Source organism: Pseudomonas cerasi (genome assembly GCF_900074915.1).
GTDB lineage: Bacteria > Pseudomonadota > Gammaproteobacteria > Pseudomonadales > Pseudomonadaceae > Aquipseudomonas > Aquipseudomonas cerasi.
Genome location: NZ_LT222319.1, coordinates 4,086,955 through 4,111,766 on the forward strand (window position 1 = coordinate 4,086,955; position 24,812 = coordinate 4,111,766).

Consider the following 24,812-nt stretch of genomic DNA (forward strand, 5'->3'; position numbering starts at 1 on the left):
ATTTAAAAAATAAACCTATCGCTGGTGGACTGAATTATGTACTCATCACTCAGCGCTGTAAATGACGCCATCTGAACACATTTTGAACAAGCCCTTCTAGCCAGGTGACGCATGTGAAGGAGCACTGGTCTAAAGGGAAAGGGAAAGGGAATGGGGATGGTCTGAACAGTCCCGCGGCATTGGGAAAGCCTTAAACCATTCTCCCTTCGCCGTCCGGATTGGCTTATTCAATAAATCGATTACGACCGGCCAATACCGCAAAGACAATCTGCAGGCACGCCGCAGATAACAGCAACCACAGCGATACCTGCCACGAGCCGAAAACACCATGCATCCAACCGGCCAGATACGGCCCCGCCGATCCTAAGCCATAGCCTACACATTGGGCCATGACCGACACCGAGCTCGCCTGGTGGTGATCACGAACCCGTAGACCCAATAATGTCAGGCACGTGACCATCGACATCCCTGCCCCCATCCCGGCGAACAATAACCAGATCAAAGCCAAGGCAGGGGCCACTTCGGCATCTGCCGCAGTATTACTCCAACGTCGCTAGCTCATGTCCGTTGGCTCACTTCCTTACCGGTGATGAGATCGGCATCAACGCGGTCAACACGCTTCAGGGCTTCGAGTTCTAACGCGGTGACGAAAAAAGCCCCCACCTCAAAGAGGGATTTTCACTGGACTACTTGCGAGGAGAGAGGTGAATCCCAGCGATCATGCATCGCACCGAGCCACCAGCCATCTCGATAGTCGGCACATCCAAAGGCACCAACCTGGCCGAGCGTTCAATCCGCTGTTTCTGCTCATGCGTCAGGCTGTTGAACGCCCGGTGAGAGAGGGCCAAGATCCGCCCATCACGCCCCGACAATTCAATGGCATTGCCGGCAAACTCGCCGATCTGCTGGTTGGTTAGATCGATGACATATCGGCCCGACTCCATCAGTCGCATACGCACTTCCTCTGCACGGGCCTTGTTCGTGAAGGTGCCAAAACCAACAAGTGCGAACTCGGTGGCCACGCACATCAGGACGTTGGTGTGATAGATCGGTGTGCCCTTCTCGTCCGCCGTATCGAACACCATCGGCTCGAAATTAAAGTGCGTGCTAAATCGCTCTAAAGCAATTGGATCTGCTCGGTTAGAACGGGCGGTGTAGGCCACGCGAGACATGTGGTCGAACACCATTGCGCCTGTGCCTTCCAGGAAGAGCTCGTCTTGCTCTAGGCCAGAGTAGTCAATTACGTCTTGAACTCGGTATTCTTGCTTGAGCATTTCAATCACGTCGCCACGGCGCTCACGCCGACGGTTGGGCGAGTACATCGAATAGATCGCGACATGGCCGCCCGGATGTGTCGAGAACCAGTTGTTCGGGAAGACCGAATCAGGAGTGTCGTTCTCGCCGAAGTCGTCGAAAAGATGAACACGAACGCCTTCAGCCTCCAAACGCCCTGCCGCCTCGGTAACCTCATATCGAGCAACTACTGAGATGGTATGCGCTGCAATGTCAGGGCTTGAGATTTGGAACGAGTTATCCGCAGCAGTTTCTGGATTTGGTGTGAAGGCGTGAGGCCTGACCATAACCACTGCTGCTGGAGCTTGAATCGAACGCGTAGGAAATGCCATTCAGAAATACCGATATTGGAGGCTGATCTTAGAGTCATGCAACGCGTCGAATGCGTTTTTTGGCAGAGCGGCCACGCGTGTGGCTGAACAGATCTTTCGGGTCAGCCTCTACCCAAGGAACCAGCTCGATCTTGGTACCAGCACCACGTTTCTGTGCCTGCTCGAGGACGTAACGAAGTACCGAGTAATCCTCCAAGGCGAAACCGACCGAGTCGAAGACGGTTACTTGGTCATTGCTCTGACGGCCTTCCTGCTCGCCGGTCAGGACACGCCACAGATCCACAACAGGAGAGTCGGCTTCAAGCTGCTGGATGTCACCTTCGATGCGGGTTTGCGGCTCGTACTCCACGAACACCCGAGACATACGCAGCACATCAGCATGCAGTTCAGTCTTCCCAGGGCAATCGCCGCCAACGGCGTTCAGGTGCATACCTGGCTCCAGCATTTCCGGAGTGATGATGGTGGCGTAAGCCTTATCTGCAGTAACGGTGGTCACGACATCGGCACCACGAACTGCCTCTGCGATGCCATGCGCGCGGGTGATCTTCAGGTCGGTGTATTCCTGCAAGTTTCTGATGAGCTTGGCAGTAGCCAGTGGGTCGACGTCATAGGCCAAGATCTCCTGAATGCCTAGGTGCTTGTGGAATGCGAGAGCCTGGAATTCACTTTGCGCACCATTGCCGATGAGAGCCATCTTCCGCGAGTTCGGACGGGCCAAGGCCTTGGCAGCCATCAGCGAGGTGGCGGCAGTTCGAAGTGCAGTTGCGATAGTCAGCTCGGACAGCAGCACCGGGTAACCTGTCTGGACATCGGCCAGTACCCCAAAAGCCATGACTGTGTGGAGATCTTTGAATGTATTCGAGGGGTGGCCATTCACATACTTGAATGCATACTGGTTGGTATCAGCGACTGGCATCAACTCGATAACCCCGACCTCAGAGTGGTTAGCTACCCGGGCTGACTTGTCAAACTCTGGCCAGCGCTTGAAGTCATCACGAATGACTTCAGAGAGTTCGCCTAAGAAATCAACTACTCCGATATCGTTAACCAGATCGGACATGGTGGGAACATCGATGAAATGCGTCATTAATCTGCACCTTATATGTGCGCTCGCCACGAAACCATGCATGGCGAATGCTAATTATGGATTTTTCTGACTCAGGAATTCTGATGAAATAATGGTGCAAATTGAAGCGTACAGGTTGCCAGATTTCTCAGGTTTCTAGACAATCTGCCCAACCTAGCTAGCAATATGGATGGTTTAGAATATGGACGACACTGATCGGGAGCTGATCGCGCTCCTAAGGCATAACTCTCGTACCCCTGTGATGACGTTAGCCAAAAAGTTGAAGGTGGCTCGCGCTACTGTTCAGAACCGGCTCGCAAAGCTCGAAGAGCAAGGCATCATCATGGGTTATACGATTCGGCTTCAGTCAGATGCAGTGGAGCGGGGAGTGAGAGCAATCACGAGCATCAGCATCAGCGGGCACCATGCTGCCGAGGTAAAGCACTCGCTGCGTGGGCATCCAAACGTGGTCGCCATCCATACCACGAACGGTCGGTGGGATCTTATGGCGGAGCTTCGGGCAGATACTCTCGAAGCGTTCGATAAGGCGCTGAACACGATTCGCTCCATTCAACATATCGAAAACAATGAAACCAGCATCCTGCTGTCGACCTTCAAGATGTGAGTGGGCCGTGCCCATTTGCACCAAGCTTGTGCGGATGAGCATATTGCTCCAGTTTTTAGACAATTTGCTCATTTCATCACAACTGGCTAGCAGTTTGTAGCGTTCCGATTGGCAACTATGACTGGCAGAATGGCCACTCAACCTTGTTTAGGGAAGGCTTGGAGGGAGCAAGCAAGAAGCTTGCGGTACTTTTTATGAACTAAAAACACTTGGTGAGTAAGCTTCACTAGAGCTCGCCTTTATTACCTTGAGGTTGCTATTACCGCGCTTTGGTGAGTGAACTATTAGTCAAGCGCCGCACTAAATCTCACCTTCAATTTGAAAGCGATTGGCGGTTTTTAGCAAAAAAATAATAAGAGGTCACATATGCATCAAACGTGCAATTCGCAAGAAGCGGACACAGGTGACGGTCGAGAGCTGAAGCGACGTCTTCAGAATAGACATATCCAACTAATCGCTATTAGCGGCGCAATCGGTACAGGCCTATTCATGGGCTCAGGAAAGATGATTGCCCTTTCCGGTTCTTCAATCCTTCTTGTCTACGCCATTATAGGTTTTTTCGTTTTTTGTATTATGCGAGCAATGGGCGAAATGCTCCTTGCCAACCTCGAGATGGGCTCATTTGCAGAGCTCGTCCACCATCATTTAGGCCCGCGAGCAGGATTTATCCTAGCCTGGTCGTACTGGCTGAGCTGGGTGGTTGTAGCAGTGGGCGATGTCGTGGTGGTCGCAGGTTTCCTGCAATACTGGTTCCCCAACCTTCCCACGTGGATACCGGCCTTCGGAACGATGTTCCTTCTCGTAGCCCTGAATATGCTGGCTGTGAAAGCTTTCGGTGAGGTTGAGTTCTGGTTCGGCCTCATCAAGATTATTGCCATCGTGGCCCTGGTGCTCACCGGCCTCTATATGGTCGCAACGTCTTACACCTCACCCGATGGTATCACCGCATCGTTCAGCCACTTGGTGGAGCCGGGTGTAATGATGCCGCATGGCGTGCTGGGCTTTCTGGCTGGTTTTCAGATCGCCATTTTTTCGTTCGTCGGAACGGAGCTCATCGGCACCGCAGCGGCAGAGGCTCACAATCCCGAGAAGACGCTGCCCAAGGCGATCAATACTATCCCGCTGCGTATCATTCTGTTCTACGTTGCTGCACTCGCCTGCATTATCAGCGTCATCTCATGGTCGCATGTGCCTGCAAACCGTAGTCCATTTGTTGAGCTTTTCCTATCGGGCGGCCTTCCCGCTGCGGCAGGGATGATCAACTTCGTTGTGATGACATCCGCCGCCTCCTCCGCCAATAGCGGCGTGTACTCTGGCTCACGAATGCTGTACGGCCTGTCTCACAACAAACAAGCACAACTAGCTTTCGGTCGCTTGTCAGGCTCCGGCACTCCAAGCCGCGCCTTGATGTTCTCCGGTCTGTGCATGACCATCGCCCTGACCCTGTTGTTTGTCATTCCAGATGTGATGGGTGTGTTCACCTTGGTCTCGACTATCTCAGCGGTCATGGTGGTTGTGACGTGGTCGTTGATCCTGCTCTCGTACCTGGCGTATCGACGTACAAGTCCACAAGCTCACCAGCGCTCAGCCTTCAAGCTCCCTGGCGGCAGGTTCACAGCTGTGCTCTCGCTGATCTTCCTCATGTTCGTGCTGTGCTTGCTGGCACTGGAAGCAGATACTCGGACAGCGCTGTACATGATGCCGCTCTGGTACATCGGTCTGTTGCTAGCCTATCAACGAAAGGTTAAAGCAACAGCCCCTGTAGCAATGACTGCTTCGTGAGGTGGCGCTCGTGAGCTCGACCACAACAGGCATCAAACTCGATGCCCTGACCAAGGCGCGCATCAAGGAGGCTGCGGTGCTTCTGGATCGCACCCCTCACTGGTTCATGAAAAAGGCAGTGATGTACTGGTTGAAGAAAGTCGAGGCAGGTGCTGAAGTTGCTGAAATGCTGTGCGAGACCAGCCTAGAAGATGATGATCGGCTCAACAGCGTGTTGGGCCGAAAGCGACTGTTGAATGCCGAGTAGCGAAACAGAGCGACAACAGCCAAACACTGCAGTCGTTTCGGCCGAACTGCCTCAACACGCCCGCCCCCTTCTCAGACGAGCGATGCCTCAGCGAGGCAGTGCTGGAAGCTTTCCAGAAACTGAATCGCCCCAGGTTTCGTAGACACCTCCATGCCTTAAACTGAGGCTAATCAGGAGGTGCCATGAGCAACTGTCAACGCCAACTAAAAAGTGACCCCCTTCCGTGCTAAATCGCCAACTTAGTTTTGACCCCCCTCGGGTTCATATTTTCGAGCCGGTTCGGCCCGAGAAGATTTGGTTCCTGCTTTGCGCTTGTCCTTGAGTCGATAGCTTTCACCTGTCATCTGCACGATATGGGCATGATGTAACAGCCTGTCCAGCATGGCCGCTGTCAGTGTTTGATCATCCGCAAAGGTTCCGGCCCACTGGGTAAACGGCAAGTTACTCGTGAGGATCAGGCTGCCTTGCTCGTAGCGCTTGGCGACAACATTGAAGAACAGGTTGGCTTCATCACGACCAAACGGCAGGTAGCCGATTTCATCGATGACCAACAACCCAGGGGCCATCACCACACGACTGAAGTATTCCTTGAGCCGTTCCTGGCGGTGCGCAGCGGTCAGTTGCAGCATCAAGTCAGCCGCCGTGACGAAGCGGGTTTTGATACCGGCCATCACTGCCCGGTAGGCCAGGGCGATAGCCAGGTGGCTCTTGCCTACACCACTAGGCCCCAGGAACACGATGTTCTCGGCACGTCCAACAAAACTCAGTGCTGCCAGCTCCTGGAGCTGTGCCCGGGGGACGCCGGTGGCAAACGCGAAGTCGTATTGCTCCAGCGTTTTCACAGCGGGCAGCGCGGCAGTTTTCAGCAGGGCCTGTCGAGAGCGTTCACTTCGGGCATCGGTCTCGGCAGCCAGCAGCTTTTCGAGGAAGTCGGCAAAGCTGTCTTCGCCGCTTGCTGCTTGTTGGGCCAGGTGCGGCCAGTCCACCCCGACGCGCTCAAGCTTTAGCCCCTTGCATAGTTCTGTCAGGCGAGCATGTTGAAGGTTCATGCTCTCACCTCCAGCAGTTGCTCATAAACCGACAGCGGATGCTGCAAGCTCTCGTACGGCAGGACCCGTCCCAGGCGTAGGCCTTGGGCGGGTTGTGGGCGCAGGCTCTGTGTTGGCAGTGGTAATAGTACCTGCTGCTCTTGGGCCAGACGTACCGCCGGTTGAACACCCGTCGTGCCGTGAATCCGCTGATGAGCGACTTCGTCGAGCCATTGGCCGATATGTGCGTTGGCCGTCACCACATCCAGCGTCAGACCCGCACTCTTGAGCGTAGCGGCCAACGGGGTAATGAAACTGCCCTTCAGATACCCGTTGAAGCGCTCAACCTTGCCCTTGGTCTGGGCACGGTAAGGGCGGCAGACCTTGGGAATAAAACCAAACTCATCGGCCAGCGCAGCCAATCGGGGATGCCAACGGTGCTGGCCCTCCCCAAAAGCATCTCGCTCGGTGATGATGGTTCCGGCGTTATCAAACAATGCCTGCTCGGGCACGCCGCCAAAGTAAGCGAACGCCTCCCGAAGCCCTGTCAGCCAGGCTTCGCTGTCCTCTCGCTCGGAGAAACGGACAAAGCTTGCTCGACTAAAACCAAGTGTCGCCACGAACGCCTTAAGCGGCTGACGGCCTCGTCGAATGGTGGTGAAGTCCACCTGTATCTGCTTGCCGGGCAGTGTCTCGAAACGTACCACCGGCTCTTCTGCCTTACGTTTGAAGGGGCGAATATAAGCCTTCAGACGACTGACGCCGCCGCTGTACCCCAATGCCGTGATCTCACGCAGCAGGACGGTCGCCGGAATCCAGTGTGGGCGCGCCGCCTCAATACGCTCGTGCAGGTAGTCCTTGAAGGGGTCGATTTTGCACGGACGTGCGGGTCTCACCTTGTCACTGGGTAGCGACCGGGCCTTTCGCAGGTACTTGCGCACGGTGTTACGCGAAATACCCAGCTCACGGGCGATGAATTTGATGCCATGGCCCTGACGGGCCAACACTTTAATTTCCACAGACTGCTCCTGGGTCAACATATTGGCAGCTCAAAGCCGCCAGTTTTACCCAGGGGGGTCAATTCTAGGTTGGCGTTAGGGGGTCATTTTTACAGTGGCGGTGACAAGCAACCCACGTTATCCCGAAGAATTCAAAATCCAAGCGGTCAATCAAGTGACCGAAAAGAAGCTGCCTGTCGCTGATGTGGCGGCGCGTCTTGGCGTGTCGACGCATAGCCTCTATGCCTGGATAAAGCGCTACAGCAAACCTCAAGCAGAACGGCAGCAAGACGACGATCAGCACGCTGAACTGCGTCGTCTGCGAGCCGAACTCAAGCGGGTCACTGAAGAGCGAGACATCTTAAAAAAGGCCGCCGCGTACTTTGCCAAGGAGTGCGGCTGAAGTACGCCTTTATCAAGCAGCGCGCGGGCGACTATTCCATTCGACGGCTTTGCCTGACGCTAGAAGTCCATCCTAGTGGTTATTACACTTGGTTGTCTGAGCCGCAATCTGCACGCGCTAAAGACGACCAGCGATTGCTGGGTTTGATCAAGCACTCGTGGCTGGAGAGCGGCGGAGTTTATGGCTATCGCGAAATCCATGACGACCTGCGCGAGGTCGGTGAGGATTGTGGTCGGCATCGTGTAGCGAGGTTGATGCGTCTTGAAGGTCTGCGCGCTTAGACAGGGTATCGACGTCGCCCTGGAAAGTACGGCGGTAAGCCAGCGGTCGCCTCACCCAATTTGCTGAAGCGCCAGTTCGATGTCGTGGAACCCAACAAGTTTTGGGTCACCGACATCACCTATATTCGTACCTATGAAGGCTGGCTGTATTTGGCGGTGGTGTTGGATCTGTTTTCTCGTCAGGTCGTTGGCTGGTCAATGAAGTCGCAGATGACCAGTGATTTGGCCATTGATGCGTTATTGATCGCGGTTTGGAGGCGAAAACCGAAACAAGAGGTGATGGTTCACTCCGACCAGGGCAGCCAGTACAGCAGCTCTGATTGGCGCAGTTTTTTGAAGGCAAACAATTTGGTTGCCAGCATGAGCCGCCGAGGCAATTGTCATGACAACGCCGTGGCCGAGAGCTTTTTCCAGCTTCTGAAACGGGAACGGATCAAGCGGAAAATCTACACCTCGCGATAAGATGCTCGCAGTGATGTGTTTGATTACATCGAAATGTTCTACAACGCAAAACGCCGCCATGGTTTCAACAATCAGCTGTCACCGGTAGAGTTTGAAAAACGTTACGCAATGAGCTTGCAAGGTGTCTAGAAAATCCGGGGCGATTCAGCAAGCGTCATGGAGGAGTGCTCACTGCAATAGGCAGCCGGTGGCAAAGATTCCCGATGAAGCCGCATAGATCCAGTGCCGTGATCCGGAATTCGTGTCGTACCTGCGACATGTGTCCCGAGTGCCGGGCTAAAAATCGGGTGCCGCAAAGAGGCCTTTTTCACAACGGTTCCATCTGCGTCCCCGAACGCAGGCATCGGTTCGCTTTCAGGTTTATTGAACAGGGCCAGTTGCGGCGTATTAGGTTCTACCGTCTGCTCGGATTTACGGCCGAAAATACTGTCACGCAACAGCTTGATCTGTTCTTTGAGATCAACAATGTGAGTGGCGCAAGCGTGTTTAACTTCCTGCTCCCGTGCGCGCGCTTCATAGCTCTCAAGCAACATCTATTTGAGACGTACGGGGTCGTCGGGGAGGGTTTCGGGCACTGGTCGCATGCCGTGGATTATACCCGTCAGGCCACAAACCTTGGAGTCAAAACCTTGTGCGGGCGGTTTCTCCAGACATCAAATCCATCAAGCAACCAATTCAATTCAATTCAATTCAATTCCTGGACGGTCAGCACGATGACTTTGTCGACCTCATCCGGTGAGGTTTTGAAGCGCTCGAACTCGAGGCGCTTGAGCCAAAGACAAAAGCCGTTGCGCTCCCAATAAAGGATTTTCACTCGATTGCGGGGACGATTCAGAAAAACAAAAAGGAAGGGGTCGAACACGGCCACCTTGATATCCAACCCCACCAGCGCCCCCGGTGGATTTTCGAAAATCCACAGGCTTGGGATAGAGGTATACCTTTTCGACTTTGGCGTTGGGTCGGATCATGGTGCTGGCTCCTGAAAGAATCGGTAGCACAGCATCAGGTGTTAACCAAAGGTCTTGAAGGTGTAGATGATGGATCACTTACGGTAATCAAGGCACCGAAGTCGAAATGACGAATACGTTGCCTGGCTGCTTGCCTGATCAATAAATGATCAGACTCAACTAGCCCAGTACACCCGCGGCAAGGCAAGGACAACTACGTCGTTATCCACAGAATTATCCACGGATTTTGTGGGTAAGTGACACTCCTTAAGCCGACCATCGCACCAAGCAATTCATCGGCGCTACTCTATAAAAAACGCAGACTACATAACTTCATGATATATACATTATTTATAACGATCAAATAACGCATTTCAAAAATTATTAAACATAAGAATCGAAATGAAAATCAATCATGTGTTCTACTCGTTCTGTCAATGATAAGAAAATATTGACGCCATAAAATATTATTGATATCACAATGGTAGCAAAGAGATGTTCGAGTCCATCCTATGCCTGTCACAAGTCGATTTTTATTTCCGCGCACCGCATTCAGTGCTAGGTTCATCTCCAGTAACAAGCAGTAGACGAACCCATAAAACTGAAATTTCTAGCCGGGCCTTTCTCCTCAAGGCCAGGGTTGGCCGCAGTCGGTCTGAATACAGCGCTGATTTGCAGTGTGGCACTTTATCGCAACCCGTCTAAGATTTTCTTCTCTTGATTGTGCATCGATATATTAATCTCGGCCATGCGCTGATTACTTCTTTATCGCTACAATACGCTTGCAAAGCCTCCACTCAAATATGCTACAGACCTATCGCTTATATTTGGGCTCGTTTGGGCTGTTGAAATTGGGTTGGGCACGGCGGCATGTGTCATTAGCGGCGATTCTGTATTATAGAGGTTAGCGTGCACTTCAACCGTCAGTATGAACGGTGCAATTATCAGTGACCAGTTCAGAACAATGGGCCCAATCAAGTCTGCGTCGTAGCTAAGGTTGCCAGACGCGCGTTGAGCCGTTGAAGACGCGACCATTCCTATGGCAGAAGTCGTTCGATTTCGCTCATCCGCTGCATCGTCAGCCGAGTCAACATAAACTTAATAACGTAAACGCATTTTGCTACTCGGCCGGGAATTCACCGATGCGGTTACCGATTGGACGCACCCTGACCATGACACTCGATGACCTAGATCGCAGCACTGATTGGTGGCATCGGTATTAGTTGTTCCGTGATTGAGGCTCGATGGGACTGCGAAAAGCTAGATATGCTTTCTGCCCGTCATTCGATAAGTCGAAAAAACCTTTTGTCGGTTTGATTGGTTACCACAAAGCATACTGATGTTAGGGCTATGGCGATCGATTAGGTCCAGGAGCATAAGCAGCAGTAGCTTATAGCTTTACCCTGCAATTGATGTTAATTGATATTTAAGATAACCAAATAATTTTTAGATTTTATGAAAAAGCAATTGAATGCGCCCCGACACAAACATATGTTGGTTCATATTTCCTATCTAGGGCGCCTGTGCAACGGTTTTTTTATTAGAATGATAATCCGGCTTTGAAGCCAGCTTCGCCACGTTTCAGTTTTACATCATCAGCGAGCGGCGAATCACTATCCGGTTTATACTCGGTGTAAGTAGCATACCCACCTACATAAAACGGCAGCTGCCCATGTTGGTTTAGCAACATCCCTACTTCGAGGTATGGGCTTGTGCGGTCTTTTAAATCGAAGCTATCACTAGTTGCTCCGGAAACTTTTACATGAGCATCAGCGTTAATTGTACGACGCGCTCCCAGTTCGGCCCTGAAAGTGGAATCCGAGAATTTATGATTATAGCCTAGACCAGCCTTCGCAAAAGGCGAACGTGTAGTAATCTTCAGGCCTAAATCATCAGCATCCGGCTCAAACCTATTCCAGTCATAGCCTCCGCCAACAATGAAGTCAACATAGTTGGTTGCATCGATTGAAGTTCGAAAACCTAAGTCTAAGTCTGCCTGACCATCTCGAACTTCATCATTTTTCTTTTCTCCATATTGCCCTTTCAACTCGAACTGATAGATAAACCCTGCTTCTCCGGTCAACTTATTGCCGAAATTGGCAAATACACCTCCCTTCCCAAACTCAGCTTTGTCATCACCGTCTAGACCTTTTCCTGTTAGTCGATACTGGGAATAACTGCCAGTAACGCCAGCTGTGAAAAGTGGGTCTGTAGTTGCGGCATGAGCACTGGCTGCAAGCAGCAAAAAAGACGGAACCGCAATAAAAGCCGTTTTCAGTTGCAAATTTTTCATGTTTTCCTCAAGATTTTTTTTGCATCGTACTTAGAATTCCTGACTTTTAAGTCAGGAGAATGCGCAAAGATAGTAGAACACATCCTCTAAATCTCGTCAAATTCCCGTTTTGTTGTGGGAAGGGCGACAAACGGCCAGCTTTCTTGGATTGCCGGTGAGTCAAAAAAATTGAAATATTTGAAAATTTGATGAAAATCACTTGACAAGCCTATGGCAGTCGATCTCTTTTTCTCATGCGTCCACTTTTTTTCACCGGACAGCTAGCGCAAATGCCTTGACGCTGACAATGGCGTAGCGACGTTGCGAAAACTTTCAGCTAGAAATGCTCCGATCCACCTGACGCGCATCAGCGGCAGGTCGAAAGCTCACTCGGCATACAGCGTTATTTATGCAGCGTGCATTAAGGGGATTTGCTCCTGGTTTTACGCCTTAAACGCGCTACTCGCCCAGACCTATGAGCAGTTTAGAGCCATCCACGGATTCGACAGGCCGAACAGCGTGGTCAACTGAGCTGTGTTTTTTATTGGCCCACGAAGCGCACTTTCACGTAGCCAAACTGACGCTTGATCACCCGAAACGGATTCTCGATCTTGGCCCGTGTCTGAGCTTTTTCGGTACTCGACCTTGTAATTGGCCTTGTAGAAAACGCAGTGTTTATTGAACCCGGAATAAGTGCTGCGCGGCGCCGCGATTTACCAGATGACCTCACGACTTTCATGCTTTTCACGCTTCTCAACACCGGTGTATCCAGCGTCTGCATGAACCGCGGTTTCTCCGCCTTACAACAGCTTGGCGACCTTCGTGACATCGGCCACATTGGCCGCAGCGCCATGAACATGGAGAACTAGACCCGACCCGCACCGGCACCGGCACCAATATGCGTCTTCATTCCTAATAAGTATTAGTCACCTCTCGTCGTCTGATGCACCTCGGGATCACGTTTTCCTTCTTCGTTCTGGGTCGAGTTGAGGGCCTGAATGATAGCGGAATCAGCGATCGTGGCCTTGCGCATGCACAGGCTTTTCCCTTGCAGATAACCGTTGATGACGGCGATACGGGTAAGGGCGAACCGCAATTTTTGTAGCACCTGCAGATCTGGCTGCGGCGTGCCCGGATACCGTCTATGTCAGGATCGACTATCGATGCAGCTGTTGCAATAGACCGGTTCAATGATGCTCATCTGGCTAGCACAATGCTTAATACATTTCGCTAAAGAAGTTTTCTCAGCGTGTTTGTTTGCATATGGGTGAATGATTCTGGAGCAATGAGACAGTAGCTGATAGTTCTAGCAGGCGGATTATCAGCGATACGGGAGAAGTTACAAGGAAGCTTTGGGCGGATGGTCGATGATTTTTAGGGTCACCAAATAAGATCCTACACAGCGCAAAATGCTGATGAACTGATGGGTGGTTGTCAGGCCAAGGAACGACCTGAAAAATATCCAAGCGTCGTCTTAAATTGGTTGACAGAATTCGTATGTGTATATTGGTATTACCGCAGAATTAAATCGGCCGGTGCCTGCTCCTAGGCTTTATTCAAGGTATTATTAATGTTTTCTAGTTTTTCAATATAGGCGATCAATATTGCCGGGGTGTATTCCGTTAGCAACCTTTCTTTCAAATCTTTCGTTTCTTCACCCATTGAGAAAAATCCCACAGGTAGTGAACGTATGCAGTCGGGCCATTTTTGGAGCCCGAGACAGAAGAGCTTACTCTGCTGCAAAAAGCGCCTTGGTCGGAATTACTCGTACTTGGGCGCTTGAGTTGGCGCCCATCGGTATCACGGTTAATGCGGTCGCTCCTGGCCCCATAGAAACCGAGCTTTTTAGAAAAACCAAGCCTGTTGGAAGTGAAGACGAGCGTAAAATACTTTCCACGATTCCAATGCAAAGGCTGGGGTCCCCATCCGAAGTTGCCTCCCTATTTCCCTCCTGCTTAGTGACGGAGCATCGTTCGTGACGGGCCAAGTGATCAGCGTCGATGGCGGAGGAAGTCTCGGTGGCAGATAGCGTTGAGATCCATATTCCTCAATACGGGCGTTGATGTATCTCTCAGAGTTTTCACAAATTCTGGACCCATAGGTGTCACCAATCAGAGCGGAGGCCGGGGCTCGCGTCGTATAGCCATCGCGTTACTGGCTACCACACCAAGATGGGAAATATATGGCGCCGCGTACTCACTACATAAGACTCCAATCCATTTTTCTCAGGATGGATTTTCAAGATCATTAGCTTACTGAAGGTGATGGTGAAAACCCCAGAACTATCAATTGAAAAAGCTTCTGCATCGTGATTTAGAAAGTCAAAAAGTAAAGGGCTTGTGGCAGCATCTTCACCATGCCCCCACTTGCATACCCTATTGATATCACAAGCGAATGGGCACTGAATGAACACGCTAGCCATATCGCCAAAAAGCAGGATCTGCGAACCGATCCCGACAGTTACACCTGTTAGCGCGGAAGGAATAATTTCGGCCAAATCTGAATCATTTATCATCGTGCCGTGCTCTTTTCATACAGGTGGTAGTTGAAGAATCATAGGCCTGAATCGGCTCTCATTTAGTATGCAGGTCATATATCCATTTGTTAGCGCGGCCACCAATGCTGACAGTCCGATTTTGGCGAAAGCGGCTTGGGTGAAGTCAGCTTTTGGCCGATTTCTGCCGGTCAAGGCTAACCAGTGTGCTGGTCAAGTCAATGCAAACGACCGGTCAAGTCCATGCACTTACAGATATGCGCAAGTGCTTAGACGTCAGCTGAAAAAAGGTCAAACGCGATGCAGCTAGCTAATAGAGGGTTGGATGAATGCAATGACATATGGGCACCCCCTAGATTGTTCGCGGGAAAATGGGAGGTGAAGTATGGACATCAGAGATCAGAGTCAACAGCAGACCATGACTGCTCTGTGGCTATGTCCATAGTTCACAATCTTTCCTTTACATCGATGAGTGTCTTGCGGACCTCACCGGGCAAATGGGCGACCTGACGGCTCTGGGCCGCACCATCCGCGAAAAGATGCTGCGCTGCACGGGCATTCCCGTCGGTGTCGGCATCGCCCATATCAAGACGTTGGCCAAACTGGCCAATCACACCACCAAGCGGCTGCAGGCGCATACGGGCGGCGTGGTCAACCTGTGCAACCCGTTCAAACGCAGGATCCGCTGCCGAGCAGCAGGCTCAGGCACAGGGTGCGACAGGAAATCGATGACGCCAGTCGGGGCCGATGGCGTGTCAGTGCGGACATGGATGCGCTCTCTTTTGGATTCATTTACCTGCAATGAAAGCCGAGCGCAAAAAAGGGGACAGGCGATAACAAAGAAATCGTACAGCCGTAGAAATGCAACTGCGGGCCTGACGATGGCCGCCACAGGCCCCGGCAACTGGACGACTAGGACGCCGCCAGGCCGATCGCCAAACCTGCGCCTTGTTGGTGCAAGTCCTCGGCGAAGTCCACCGTTAACTCCAGCAAAATGTCCTTTACCGTTGAAGCCGGTTCAGACAGCGGCTGGTAGGTCGACATGCACAACGACAGCGGAACGGTGGCGGCAGGATGGTCTAGCATGTACAGATGAGCGCCGCTGGCCAGGGCGATCACCCTCCCTGCGGACGCAGGCAGGATACAGGCGCCGAGACCTGCAGCAATGGCGCCCGCCAAGGGGATCGCCGACTCTATGGTGGCGACCGCCGGCACCACGATGCCCTGTTGGCTCAGGACCTCTTCGATGTGCTGACGCAGGTAGCTGTCTGGGTGCGGCAGGATCAGGTCCAGCGGCGCCAGCGCCTCCAATGGCAGCACACCGCTGCCCAGATCCAGGCAGCTGGGCGCCACCAGACACAGCGGCTCATTGACCAACACCTGCACCGTCAGCCCCTGCGCTGCATGGGCGCCATACAGCACCGCCATGTCGATGGCGCCACTGAGCACCTGGGCATGCAGGTTGGCGCCCATGCTTTCGTTGAGGTACAGCAGGATACCGGGATGGAGCTCGCGCACATTTTTGAGCAAAGGCACCGCCAGCACCGATGCCGCCGTGCCCGGTACCAGCCCGACGCTGACCTTGCCACACAGCGCCTGGCTGGCGTTGCCAACATCCTGGCGGGCCTGCTCGAACTGGCGCAGGATGATTTGCGCATGCCGGTACAGCGCCTGACCGGCTTCGGTGGGGATCACCCCGCGCTGCGTGCGGATCAACAGCTTCTGGCGAAACTCTGCCTCCAGCGTGATCAACTGCTGGCTCAGCGCCGGCTGGGCGATGTGCAGGGTCTCGGCGGCCTGGGTCAGGCTGCCGATATCGACGATGCTGACGAAGTACTTCAAACGGCGCAGGTTCACGACGGGCCTCACGCACTCACGGGGACGGAGCAGCGATACTACACCTCGCTCAGCGCAAGTCGCCAAGCGCCGTGGCGATTTTTGCGCAGCCCTCACGCAGCAACTCCATGCTGGTGGCGGTGGTCATCCGAAAATACCCTGGGCAACCAAAGCCCGCGCCGGGCGCCAAGGCCACACCGACACGCTCCAGCACATGGAGGGTCAGGTCGCTGTCGGTAGCCTGCACTTTCCCCTGCGCGGTGATCTTGCCCAGCGCGCCCTGACAATTCACGAACAGATAGAACGCGCCGCCCGGCGCCCGGCAATGCAAGCCGGGGATGGCGTTGATCCAGCCAAGTGCGGCGTCGCGGCGTTGCTGGTAGATGGCCGCGCGCTGCAGCACGCCCTGCTGATCCCCTTCAAGGGCGGCCAGCGCGGCGGCCTGGCTGATGGAGCAGACGCCGCTGGTGGATTGCGACTGCAGGGTGTCCATGGCGGCGATGATATCCGCAGGCCCAGCCGCGTAGCCGATGCGCCAGCCGGTCATGGCGTAGCTCTTGGACACGCCGTTGACCACCAGTGCGCGCGGTGCCAAAGCCGGCGCCAGCGCGACGATGTGCGGGTTGTCAGCACCGTCGAAACGAATGTGCTCGTAGATGTCGTCGGTGAGCAGCATCACCTGTGGATGGTCGGCCAGCACCTGAGCGATACAGCGCAACTCGGTGGCATCATAGGTAGCGCCGGTGGGGTTGCTCGGCGAATTGAGGATCAGCCAGCGCGTGCGAGGGGTAATAGCCTCCGCCAGCGCCTGGGGCGTAATCTTGAAGCCGCTGGCTTCATCGGTGGCAATAATCACCGGGATGCCCTCGCAGGCCAGCACCATGTCCGGATAGGACACCCAGTATGGCGCGGGGATCAACACCTCATCACCCGGCTCCAGGGTCACCGCCAGCGCGTTGAACAGCGCGTGCTTGGCACCGCAGGTGACGACGATCTGTGTCGCCGGGATGCTCAACGCGTTTTCCCGCAACAGCTTGGCCGAACTTGCCCGGCGCAGAGCCATGGTGCCGGCGGTCGGGGTATAGCGGGTTTCACCACGCGCGATTGCCGCCACCGCCGCTTCGCCGATGTGCGCAGGCGTGGGGAAATCCGGCTCGCCGACCACAAAGCTGATGATCTGCCGGCCCTCGGCGCGCAACGTGGTGATCAAGTCGGCTGCGGCGCTGTTCGGCGAAGTCTTGATGCGTTGGATGTGGCTGGCGATACGGGACGTCGACATGCATGGATCCTCTACGTGAGCGTGCCACTACCATAGGCAGCGCCGCGGCGCCTGACCAAGACGCCTTTGCTCTGAGGGGGCAAAAACCTCTTATAGCCCGACGGCCGCAACTGGCGTGGGCCTTGCATCTGCAACTGCATCTCCCGCCGGGGCAGTCATCCGCTATGCTGCTGACGCTAAGCTCGCAGGACCCGATGGCCTGCAAAGCCCCTCTTCTAAAAAGAGAGCAGCACCATGACCATCAACTATCGCGTCATGAAAAGCTTCGTTGCCGCCGTCGAAGCCAAGAGCCTATCGGCCGCCGCAGCACGCTTGCACATGGCTCAGCCGGCCCTGAGTCAGCACATCGCCCAGCTCGAAGAACACTTCGCGCTACGCTTGTTGATCCGCAGCAACCTTGGAGTATCGCCGACCACGGCGGGCCTCGCACTGTACGATCACGCCCAGCGCGCACTGCATCAACTGGAGGTCACCGAGCGTGAAGTTCGCCGTGCCGGGGATTGCCTGCAGGGCAGCGTAGCGCTTGGGCTGGCCACTTACAGTAGCCTGTCGTTGCTGACCACGCCGTTGCTGATGACCCTGCGTAAACAGCACCCAGGCATTAACCTGTACCTGAACGATAATTTCGGCCTGACCTTCAGCAGCCTGGTGAAAAACGGCCGCCTCGGTCTGGCAATTATCTACGGTGAAGGCGCGATGAAAGGCGTGACGCTCAAGCCGCTGTTGATCGAGGATCTGTTCTTCATCAGTGCACCAAAGCAAGGCGCTGCGCCGGCCTGTGCACCCATCGCGCTGGCGGAACTGGCCGAGGTCGAGTTGCTGTTGCCCAGCCCACGGCATTACCTGCGCAAGCTGATCGACGCAGCGTTCAATGAAGTGGGCATACAGCCGCGGGTGATCGGCGAGATTGAGTCGGTCACTGCCATGCGCGAAGCCATCAGCACCGGGGTCGGCGCGACGATCCTGCCGCGGGCACTGGCGTTGAATTTCGCGGGCACCGTCAAACCCAACCTGCAGCAAGTGATCAACCCGGAGATCCGCGCGACGCTGTCTTTGTGTATGTCTGATCACCTGCCTGTGACCGAACCAGCCAGTGCGGTGCAGCGGATTCTTGAACAACTGGTGGTCGAGCAGTTCGGCGAACCTAACACGCCCGCTGACCTGGACGCCAACGAGCAATGGCAGTGCGCACATTTGCTCGCGAGCACTGCCATTGAAGAGGCAGCCTGGCCGTGTAGCGAGGGGGCTTGCGCCCGATTCGATGGGTCAGTGTCATCGATGTAGCTGATAGACCTTTTCGGGGGCAAGCCCCGTCGCTACCGGGTGGACGACAACGCGACCATCCGGCTCACCCCTTGGGCCACAAACGGATCGGCGTGGTAGTACAGCAACTGCGCGCCAGCGCTGACCAGATGCGCCACGTCTTCCTGCACCACCAGCGTCCCGGCACGCTTGCCGGCCGCGCGGATGCGCGCCAGGGTTTGGTCGACCAGGTCCAGCACCGGTTGCGCCCGGCGTTTGCCCGCCGCTACCGCCGGCGAATAGCCCATGGACTGCGACAGATCACCCGGGCCGATGAAGAACACATCGATCCCTTCCACGGCAAGTATCTCGTCGAGATTGGCGATGGCCTCCAACGACTCGATCATCACGATCACCAGCTTGTCATCGTAGTTGTCCGGGCAGGCATAGCGCACCGTGGCGACCACCTCACGGGCGATCGCCGCGGAGTGCACCAGCGGCACCATCACCCCGTCGGCGCCGCAGTTGAGGCAGCGGGTGATCACCGAGCGCTCCTGATTCTGCGGCCGGACGATGGTGTAGCCGCCGCCCAGGCGTGCGCCCTTGGCCATCAACTGCAACTGCTGGAAGTCGGCGGCGCCGTGCTCGCAATCGATGAAGATCGAATCGGCGCCACTGGCGGTAAGCTTCTCGGCCAGGGTCGAACTGACGTGATTGGGGTTGACCATCAAGACGCTGCGGCCCTCGGCCAGGCGTTGTTTCAGCGTACTCATGGGCGGCGCTCCCCGGTTGATTGCAGCGGCGCACCGGCAGTGCCCGCCGGCGCTCCTTGCCAACGACTGATCTCGATATCCGGGCCCTGATCGCGCTGCAGTGTGGGGCTGATGATCAACTCTTCGACCGTGGTGCGCGCCGGCAGGCAGCAGCACAGCACGATAGCCTGGGCGACGTCTTCGGCGGCGACCATGCGCTCGCGTTCCTGGGCGCTGGGTGGCCGTACGCGGGTATCCATGATCGGTGTGCTGACTTCACCCGGCAGGATAGTGGTGGCGCGGATGTTGTCGTTGCGAAAGGTCGCGTGCAAATAGCCCATCAGGTTGCGCACCCCTGCCTTGGCCGCGCCATAAGGCGCGCCGCCCAGCAGGTTGGGCCGTACCGCCGCCAGCGACGACACGGTGATCAGGGTCCCGCCGCCGGCCGCGAGCATGCCCGGCAGCACGGCTTGGACCAGGGTATAGACCGCCGTCAGGTTGACCGCGAAGGTGCTGTCCCACGCCTGCGGATCGATCCAGCGAATGTTGCGCACGGCGCTGGTGCTGCCGGCGTTGTTGATGAGGATGTCGACACGGCCCAGAGTGGTCTCGACCCAGCTGACCAGGGTCAGCAGCGAGTCTCGGTCTTCAAGATCGGCGGTGTGGCCCCAGGCCTGACCGCCTTGGGCACGGATCTGCTCGACCACTTCATCGAGCACCGGCTGGCGGCGCCCGGTGATCACCACCCGCGCGCCTGCCGCGGCCAGGGCCAGGGCCGTGGCCTTGCCGATACCGCTGCCGCCACCGGTGACCAGCGCCAACTGGCCTTCAAGCATTGCGTTCATGTTCGCCTCCCAGGCTCAACCGCCATAACCATAAAGTTCGCGCGCCGCCTGCTCACTCACCAGGCCCTCGCACAGATCCCGCTCGACCAGCTCCGATGCACGCTCCAGCGGATTGCCCCAGCCACCGCCGCCTGGCAGTTCCACCAACAGGCGCTGGCCCGGTTGCAGCACCAGCTTGCCTTTCGGGAACACCGCCACACCGTCGACCTCGACCCGCCCCGAACTGCCCACGCCACCGCCGAGGATACCGAAGCACGGATGCTCGACCCGCTCGGTGCTCAGGTACACGTTCATCGGCACGCTGGACAGATTGCGCAGCACCCCGCGCTGGCCCAGGCCACCACGAAATTTGCCGGCGCCGCCCGAGTCGGTGATCAGCTGTTTGCATTCGGTGAGGATCGGCACGGCGATCTCGTACATCTCCACCGGCGTGACCTTGCAGTTGGACGGAAAGCTCAGGGTGTCGAGGCCATCCAGGCTCGAACGGCCACCCTGCCCGCCGTGGAAGTTCTGGATGCTGCCGTAGGCGCTGCCATCTTCGCGCTGGCCCTGGCAGTTGATACCCCAGATCGGCGCGCCGCCGCTGTCGGCAATGGCGCGATCCGGCACCACGTTCTGCAGCGCGCGGAAGATCAAACTAGGGATGGTGTGACCGATCAGGTGGCGAGCGCTGCCGGCCGAGCACGGCCGCGGATTGAGCACGCTGCCCAGCGGCGCCGAGTCGGTGATCGGCAGCATGCAGCCTTCGTTGTTCGGCGTTTGCGGGTCGAGCAGGCACTTGAGCGCATACATGCTGTGGGCGATGCGGTAGTTGGCCATGACGTTGATACCGCGGGCGACTTGATCCGAGGTGCCGGTGTAGTCGACATGGATGCTGTCGTCGCGCACCTCTACCGCCACCTTCAGCTCGATCGGCGTTTCGAAGCCATCGAGGGTCAATTCGGCGCTGTAGCGGCCGTTGGGCCAGGCAGCGATGGCCTTGCGCATGTGGGCTTCGGAGCGGCTGTGGATGGCGCGGCCGAGGCCGTCGAGGTCATCAAGGTCATGTTCGTCCATGAAACGCCCCAGCTCGCGGGACATGACTTCGTTGGCCGCATACATGCTCTGCACGTCGCCGCGCACTTCGCGCGGCAGGCGCACGCTGGCTTCGAGCACGGCGAACACGTCCTCGTTGGGCACCCCTGCCTTGAACATCTTGTGCAACGGCAGGCGGATGCCCTCTTCGAACATGTCGGTGGAGTCCGGCGATTGCGGGCGGCCACCGATGTCCGGCAAGTGCGCGATGCTGCCGGCATAGGCGACGATGCGGCCCTTGCGGAACACCGGGGTGACCATCACCAGGTCAGGCAGGTGACCCGTACCGATCATGGGGTCGTTGGTGGCGATGACGTCGCCTTCCTGCAAGGTGTGTGCGGGGAAGGCCGGCAAGAAGTGCTGCTGCACGGCCATGGGCAACGAGGTGATGAACACCGGGATCGACCAGGTGCATTGCGCCAGCGCCTTGCCCTGGGCGTCCATCAGCACGGTCACGTAGTCGTGGTTTTCCCGCACGATGGGGGAAAAGGCGGTGCGACCCAGGGCGCTGTCGGCCTGGTCGGCGATGAACACCAGGCGGTCCCACATGACCTGCAGCGTGATAGGGTCTTCGAGATCGATCGATTGACGGTTCATGGTCGGTTCCTCAGGCAAGTTGCATGATCAGGTTGAACTGGGCATCGAGCGCGGCGCTGGCGCCGGGGCCCATGACCACGGTGGATTCACGCTGTTCGATGATGGCCGGGCCTTCGACCCGCTCGCCCGGCTGCAGGGCGTAATGGTCGTAGACCGGGGTGTCGACGTAACCGGCGAAGTCCGGGAAGTACACCGGGCGATGGCCCTTGAGCGCGGTGGCCTTGACCTCGCTGGCGCTGCGCATGCCGGCCAGCTTGACGGTGCTGCGCGGGCCGCTGGCACGGATGCGCCAGGTGATGATTTCGGCCGGCGAACCACTCACGGTGCGCCCGTAGAGCTGGCTGTAGATGCCGTAAAAGCGCTCCAGGAGTTGGGGAATGAAGGCTTCGTCGGCTGGGTCCAGCTCCGGCAGGGCCACGGAAATTTCATGCCCCTGGCCGACATGGCGCATGTCCACGGTGTAGCGATAGCTGATCGCTTCGCGCTTCACGCCGCTGGCCAGCACCACTTCACGGCCGCGCTCGGCCAGGCTTTCGAGCAGGTCGCGGACCATGGCCACGTCCCAGCTGTCGAGTGCCAGCGGCATGCTGGCGCTCAAGTCCGCCGCCACCGGCGCTCCCAACAGGCCCACCGCAGACGTCACACCGGCGCCCATCGGGCAGATCAGCTTGGCGATGCCGAGCTTGCGGGCCACGCCATAGGCATGCACCGGGCCGGCGCCGCCGAAGGCGATCAGCGGCAACGAGCGTGGATCGACGCCGCTGTCGGTGGCCTGCATCGCTGCGGCCTTGCTCATGCTCTCGTTGACCATGTCGTGGATGCCCCAGGCGCAGCGCTCCAGGCTGATGCCCAGGCGTTCGGCCAGGCCGGCCATGGCCACACGCGCGGCTTCACGGTCGAGGGCGAAGTCACCGCCGAGAAAGGATTTTTCGTCCAGGTAACCCAGCAGCAGGTCGGCGTCAGTCACGGTCGGTTCGGTACCGCCACGGCCATAACAGGCAGGACCAGGCGCGGCACCGGCGCTGCGAGGCCCGACGGCCAGCAGACCCAGCGGGCTGCGGCTGGCGATGCTGCCGCCGCCGGCACCGATCTCGATCATGTGGATGGACTGGATCTTCAGTGGGAAGCCACTGCCTTTACGGAAGCGCTCGAAGCGCGCCACTTCGAGCTCGTTGGCAATCAGCGGCTCGCCGCCCGGCAATAGGCACAGCTTGGCGGTGGTGCCGCCCATGTCGAACGACAGCACGCTAGTCTCGCCCACTGCCCGGGCGTAATCCGAGGCTGCCACCGCACCGGCGGCCGGGCCCGATTCGATCAACCGTACCGGCACCTGTGCCGCCGTGACGCTCGATACCACGCCGCCGCTGGAGGTCATCCACAGCAACTGGCCCTCGACACCCAGCTTGGCCAGTTCGCGCTCCAGATGCTCGACATGGCGCTGCATCAAGGGCCGGGTATAAGCGTTGGCGACGGTAGTGGAAGCACGATCGTACTCGCGCACTTCCGGGCACACGGCGCTGGACAGCGACACCGACAGGCCCGGCACGGCCTTGTTGAGCAGCGCGCCGATGCGTTGTTCATGCTGCGGGTATTTGTAGGCGTGCAGCAGGCACACCGCGACGGATTCGATGCCGTCCAGGCGCAGTTGCTCGGCCAGCTTGAGCACCTGGGCTTCGTCCAGTTCGAGAATCACCGTGCCGTCGGCCGCGATACGCTCGCGCACCCCTTTGCAATCCTGGCGCGGTACCAGCGGCTCGGGGTACTGGATATTCAGGTCGTAGAGGTCATAACGGCCTTCGGTACGAATACGCAGCAGGTCCTCGAAGCCGTCGGTGGCCAGCAACGCGGTATCGACGCCTTTGCGTTCGAGCACGGCGTTGGTCACCACGGTGGTGGCGCCGAGGATCTGCAAGCCTTCATCGGCGCCGCGGCGCACCTTGGCCAGCAACTCGTTGATGCCTTGCAGCACGGCGCGGGCAGGATCATCCGGGGTGCTGAGCACTTTGTGCAGGTGGATGCTGCCGTCTGCGGTGGTCATGGCGAAATCGGTGAAGGTTCCGCCGGTGTCGAATGCCAACTTCATGCTGGAGTTTCCTCATGGTTCGCGCCCATCGGGGCGTGTGTGTAGTTGCGTGGACGGCTGTTCACAGCGAAGCGGCCGTCAGGCGGGTGTCGGGGTGGGTGACCGGCAGGCCGGTCATGAACAATTCGCCCAACTGGGCATGGCTGAGGTCCCGGACGGGGCTGTCCCAGATCACTTTGCCCAGGCGCAGTACCACCGCGCGCTCGGCGAACTCCATGGCCTTGCGGGTGTTCTGCTCGATCAGCAGGATGGTGCGGCCGCCTTCGTGCAGGCGTTTGAGCTCTTCGAACACCAGGGTGATGGCCTGGGGCGACAGGCCTACCGAGGGCTCGTCGACCAGCAGAATCCTGGGCCGGCGCAGCACCGCCATGGCCATCTCCAGCAGTTGCTGTTCGCCGCCGGATAGGTTGCCGGCGTGTTGATGGCGGCGTTGGTAGAGCACCGGGAACAGATCGAACACGTATTGGCGATCCGTTTTGCTGTCGGCGTCGCGAAACACCGCGCCGGCCAGGTCGAGGTTCTCGTCGACGGTCATCAACGGGAAGTTGCAGCGCCCCTGGGGCACATAGGCGATGCCCTGGGCGAGAAAGCCCTTGGGTTTTTGCCCGGTCATTTCCCGCTCGCGCCAGCGAATCGAACCGCCACGGTAGGTGGTCATGCCGAACAGGCTCTTGAGCAGCGTGGACTTGCCTGCACCGTTGGGGCCCAGCAGGGTCACGAACTCGCCCTGGCGCACCGTCAGGTCGACGCCGTGGAGAATTTCCAGCAGCCCGTAGCCGGCGTGCAGGTCGTTGATGTGCAACACATCAGCGCTGGATAGGGTCATGGGTATTGCCTCCGGTAAACCTGAATTCGCATCTCGACCCGCTGCATC

At 57.0% G+C, this 24,812-nt stretch carries 19 protein-coding genes and 5 pseudogenes; 7 read left to right on the plus strand and 17 right to left on the minus strand.

Annotation, left to right across the window (positions count from 1 at the left end):
• Positions 1–223 precede the first annotated feature (223 nt).
• The 3 genes from PCPL58_RS29865 to PCPL58_RS20540 all read right to left on the minus strand — a co-directional run bounded on the left by PCPL58_RS29865 (position 224) and on the right by PCPL58_RS20540 (position 2,712).
• Positions 224–508 carry an MFS transporter gene (locus PCPL58_RS29865; RefSeq protein WP_232002831.1) on the minus strand — a complete coding sequence of 95 codons (285 nt, stop codon included), beginning with the start codon at positions 506–508 and terminating at the stop codon, positions 224–226.
• Positions 509–686: 178 nt separating this feature from the next.
• A complete protein-coding gene (gene ctlX, locus PCPL58_RS20535) occupies positions 687–1,625 on the minus strand; it encodes a citrulline utilization hydrolase CtlX (RefSeq protein WP_065350308.1) in 939 nt (312 codons plus the stop codon).
• A 34-nt stretch (positions 1,626–1,659) separates the two neighbouring features.
• Positions 1,660–2,712, minus strand: a complete 1,053-nt coding sequence (locus PCPL58_RS20540; protein ID WP_065350309.1) for an ornithine cyclodeaminase — start codon at positions 2,710–2,712, stop codon at positions 1,660–1,662.
• A gap of 181 nt (positions 2,713–2,893) precedes the next feature.
• Here PCPL58_RS20540 and PCPL58_RS20545 point away from each other — a divergent pair, with 181 nt between their 5' ends.
• From PCPL58_RS20545 to PCPL58_RS20555, 3 genes are all read left to right on the plus strand, one after another.
• Complete coding sequence (locus PCPL58_RS20545; RefSeq protein WP_065350310.1) at positions 2,894–3,316, plus strand: Lrp/AsnC family transcriptional regulator; 423 nt, start codon at positions 2,894–2,896, stop codon at positions 3,314–3,316.
• A gap of 366 nt (positions 3,317–3,682) precedes the next feature.
• Complete coding sequence (locus PCPL58_RS20550; protein ID WP_065350311.1) at positions 3,683–5,098, plus strand: amino acid permease; 1,416 nt, start codon at positions 3,683–3,685, stop codon at positions 5,096–5,098.
• Positions 5,099–5,108: 10 nt separating this feature from the next.
• A complete protein-coding gene (locus PCPL58_RS20555; RefSeq protein WP_065351089.1) occupies positions 5,109–5,345 on the plus strand; it encodes a transcriptional regulator in 237 nt (78 codons plus the stop codon).
• A 239-nt stretch (positions 5,346–5,584) separates the two neighbouring features.
• On the opposite strand, the gene istB is transcribed toward PCPL58_RS20555, so the two are convergent.
• Both istB and istA read right to left on the minus strand, forming a co-directional pair.
• The gene (istB, locus tag PCPL58_RS20560; RefSeq protein ID WP_005741073.1) at positions 5,585–6,394 is read right to left on the minus strand and encodes an IS21-like element ISPsy4 family helper ATPase IstB; all 810 of its coding nucleotides are present in this window, start codon (positions 6,392–6,394) and stop codon (positions 5,585–5,587) included.
• Positions 6,391–7,413 (minus strand): IS21-like element ISPsy4 family transposase, encoded by a 1,023-nt coding sequence (gene istA, locus PCPL58_RS20565; protein ID WP_002551322.1) that lies wholly within the window; start codon positions 7,411–7,413, stop codon positions 6,391–6,393. The genes istB and istA overlap by 4 nt, the downstream gene beginning before the upstream one ends.
• Before the next feature lie 79 nt (positions 7,414–7,492).
• Here istA and PCPL58_RS20575 point away from each other — a divergent pair.
• A pseudogene (locus tag PCPL58_RS20575) lies at positions 7,493–8,646 on the plus strand (IS3 family transposase).
• Between the two features lie 161 nt (positions 8,647–8,807).
• Here PCPL58_RS20575 and PCPL58_RS29870 read toward each other — a convergent pair.
• The 4 genes and pseudogenes from PCPL58_RS29870 to PCPL58_RS32150 all read right to left on the minus strand — a co-directional run.
• Positions 8,808–9,050: pseudogene (locus tag PCPL58_RS29870) on the minus strand (IS66 family transposase); the annotation flags it as partial.
• Positions 9,051–9,202: 152 nt separating this feature from the next.
• Positions 9,203–9,403, minus strand: a complete 201-nt coding sequence (gene tnpB, locus PCPL58_RS20585; protein ID WP_197676927.1) for an IS66 family insertion sequence element accessory protein TnpB — start codon at positions 9,401–9,403, stop codon at positions 9,203–9,205.
• Between the two features lie 1,601 nt (positions 9,404–11,004).
• On the minus strand, positions 11,005–11,757 hold the full coding sequence (locus PCPL58_RS20590; RefSeq protein ID WP_065350313.1) for an outer membrane beta-barrel protein: 753 nt from the start codon (positions 11,755–11,757) through the stop codon (positions 11,005–11,007).
• 438 nt (positions 11,758–12,195) lie between these two features.
• A pseudogene (locus PCPL58_RS32150) lies at positions 12,196–12,847 on the minus strand (IS5 family transposase); the annotation flags it as partial.
• Positions 12,848–13,412: 565 nt separating this feature from the next.
• Between PCPL58_RS32150 and PCPL58_RS29875 the strand changes: the two are divergent.
• Positions 13,413–13,765, plus strand: a pseudogene (locus PCPL58_RS29875) (SDR family oxidoreductase); the annotation flags it as partial.
• A 129-nt stretch (positions 13,766–13,894) separates the two neighbouring features.
• Here PCPL58_RS29875 and PCPL58_RS20595 read toward each other — a convergent pair.
• Positions 13,895–14,251 carry a hypothetical protein gene (locus PCPL58_RS20595; protein ID WP_065350314.1) on the minus strand — a complete coding sequence of 119 codons (357 nt, stop codon included), beginning with the start codon at positions 14,249–14,251 and terminating at the stop codon, positions 13,895–13,897.
• Positions 14,252–14,694: 443 nt separating this feature from the next.
• On the opposite strand from PCPL58_RS20595, the pseudogene PCPL58_RS29880 reads away from it, so the two are divergent.
• A pseudogene (locus PCPL58_RS29880) lies at positions 14,695–14,893 on the plus strand (Y-family DNA polymerase); the annotation flags it as partial.
• 249 nt (positions 14,894–15,142) lie between these two features.
• Here the strand turns inward: PCPL58_RS29880 and nac are convergent.
• Together nac and PCPL58_RS20610 are read right to left on the minus strand one after the other, a co-directional pair.
• The gene (gene nac, locus PCPL58_RS20605) at positions 15,143–16,087 is read right to left on the minus strand and encodes a nitrogen assimilation transcriptional regulator NAC (RefSeq protein WP_065350316.1); all 945 of its coding nucleotides are present in this window, start codon (positions 16,085–16,087) and stop codon (positions 15,143–15,145) included.
• Between the two features lie 49 nt (positions 16,088–16,136).
• On the minus strand, positions 16,137–17,345 hold the full coding sequence (locus tag PCPL58_RS20610; protein ID WP_065350317.1) for an aminotransferase class I/II-fold pyridoxal phosphate-dependent enzyme: 1,209 nt from the start codon (positions 17,343–17,345) through the stop codon (positions 16,137–16,139).
• 234 nt (positions 17,346–17,579) lie between these two features.
• Here PCPL58_RS20610 and PCPL58_RS20615 point away from each other — a divergent pair, with 234 nt between their 5' ends.
• Complete coding sequence (locus tag PCPL58_RS20615; RefSeq protein ID WP_065350318.1) at positions 17,580–18,629, plus strand: LysR substrate-binding domain-containing protein; 1,050 nt, start codon at positions 17,580–17,582, stop codon at positions 18,627–18,629.
• 32 nt (positions 18,630–18,661) lie between these two features.
• On the opposite strand, the gene PCPL58_RS20620 is transcribed toward PCPL58_RS20615, so the two are convergent.
• The 5 genes from PCPL58_RS20620 to PCPL58_RS20640 form a co-directional block, all read right to left on the minus strand.
• Positions 18,662–19,360, minus strand: a complete 699-nt coding sequence (locus PCPL58_RS20620) for an HpcH/HpaI aldolase family protein (protein WP_065350319.1) — start codon at positions 19,358–19,360, stop codon at positions 18,662–18,664.
• Positions 19,357–20,184: an SDR family oxidoreductase gene (locus PCPL58_RS20625; protein ID WP_065350320.1), complete on the minus strand. Its 828-nt coding sequence runs from the start codon at positions 20,182–20,184 to the stop codon at positions 19,357–19,359. The genes PCPL58_RS20620 and PCPL58_RS20625 overlap by 4 nt, the downstream gene beginning before the upstream one ends.
• 15 nt (positions 20,185–20,199) lie before the next feature.
• On the minus strand, positions 20,200–21,855 hold the full coding sequence (locus PCPL58_RS20630; protein ID WP_065350321.1) for a hydantoinase B/oxoprolinase family protein: 1,656 nt from the start codon (positions 21,853–21,855) through the stop codon (positions 20,200–20,202).
• 10 nt (positions 21,856–21,865) lie between these two features.
• On the minus strand, positions 21,866–23,938 hold the full coding sequence (locus PCPL58_RS20635; protein ID WP_065350322.1) for a hydantoinase/oxoprolinase family protein: 2,073 nt from the start codon (positions 23,936–23,938) through the stop codon (positions 21,866–21,868).
• Positions 23,939–23,999: 61 nt separating this feature from the next.
• Positions 24,000–24,764, minus strand: coding sequence for a branched-chain amino acid ABC transporter ATP-binding protein (locus tag PCPL58_RS20640; protein ID WP_065350323.1), 765 nt, complete (start codon positions 24,762–24,764; stop codon positions 24,000–24,002).
• Between the last annotated feature and the right edge of the window lie 48 nt (positions 24,765–24,812).

Excerpts from the sequence above, each read along its gene's own strand:
- PCPL58_RS20610 (WP_065350317.1), bottom strand. The coding sequence starts at position 17,345 with ATGTCGACGTCCCGTATCGCCAGCCACATCCAACGCATCAAGACTTCG.
- PCPL58_RS20630 (WP_065350321.1), bottom strand. The coding sequence starts at position 21,855 with ATGAACCGTCAATCGATCGATCTCGAAGACCCTATCACGCTGCAGGTC.
- PCPL58_RS20620 (WP_065350319.1), bottom strand. The coding sequence starts at position 19,360 with ATGAGTACGCTGAAACAACGCCTGGCCGAGGGCCGCAGCGTCTTGATG.
- PCPL58_RS20640 (WP_065350323.1), bottom strand. The coding sequence starts at position 24,764 with ATGACCCTATCCAGCGCTGATGTGTTGCACATCAACGACCTGCACGCC.
- PCPL58_RS20635 (WP_065350322.1), bottom strand. The coding sequence starts at position 23,938 with ATGAAGTTGGCATTCGACACCGGCGGAACCTTCACCGATTTCGCCATG.
- PCPL58_RS20590 (WP_065350313.1), bottom strand. The coding sequence starts at position 11,757 with ATGAAAAATTTGCAACTGAAAACGGCTTTTATTGCGGTTCCGTCTTTT.
- PCPL58_RS20545 (WP_065350310.1), top strand. The coding sequence starts at position 2,894 with ATGGACGACACTGATCGGGAGCTGATCGCGCTCCTAAGGCATAACTCT.
- ctlX (WP_065350308.1), bottom strand. The coding sequence starts at position 1,625 with ATGGCATTTCCTACGCGTTCGATTCAAGCTCCAGCAGCAGTGGTTATG.
- PCPL58_RS20595 (WP_065350314.1), bottom strand. The coding sequence starts at position 14,251 with ATGATAAATGATTCAGATTTGGCCGAAATTATTCCTTCCGCGCTAACA.
- PCPL58_RS20615 (WP_065350318.1), top strand. The coding sequence starts at position 17,580 with ATGACCATCAACTATCGCGTCATGAAAAGCTTCGTTGCCGCCGTCGAA.
- PCPL58_RS20550 (WP_065350311.1), top strand. The coding sequence starts at position 3,683 with ATGCATCAAACGTGCAATTCGCAAGAAGCGGACACAGGTGACGGTCGA.
- istB (WP_005741073.1), bottom strand. The coding sequence starts at position 6,394 with ATGAACCTTCAACATGCTCGCCTGACAGAACTATGCAAGGGGCTAAAG.
- istA (WP_002551322.1), bottom strand. The coding sequence starts at position 7,413 with ATGTTGACCCAGGAGCAGTCTGTGGAAATTAAAGTGTTGGCCCGTCAG.
- PCPL58_RS20540 (WP_065350309.1), bottom strand. The coding sequence starts at position 2,712 with ATGACGCATTTCATCGATGTTCCCACCATGTCCGATCTGGTTAACGAT.
- PCPL58_RS20625 (WP_065350320.1), bottom strand. The coding sequence starts at position 20,184 with ATGAACGCAATGCTTGAAGGCCAGTTGGCGCTGGTCACCGGTGGCGGC.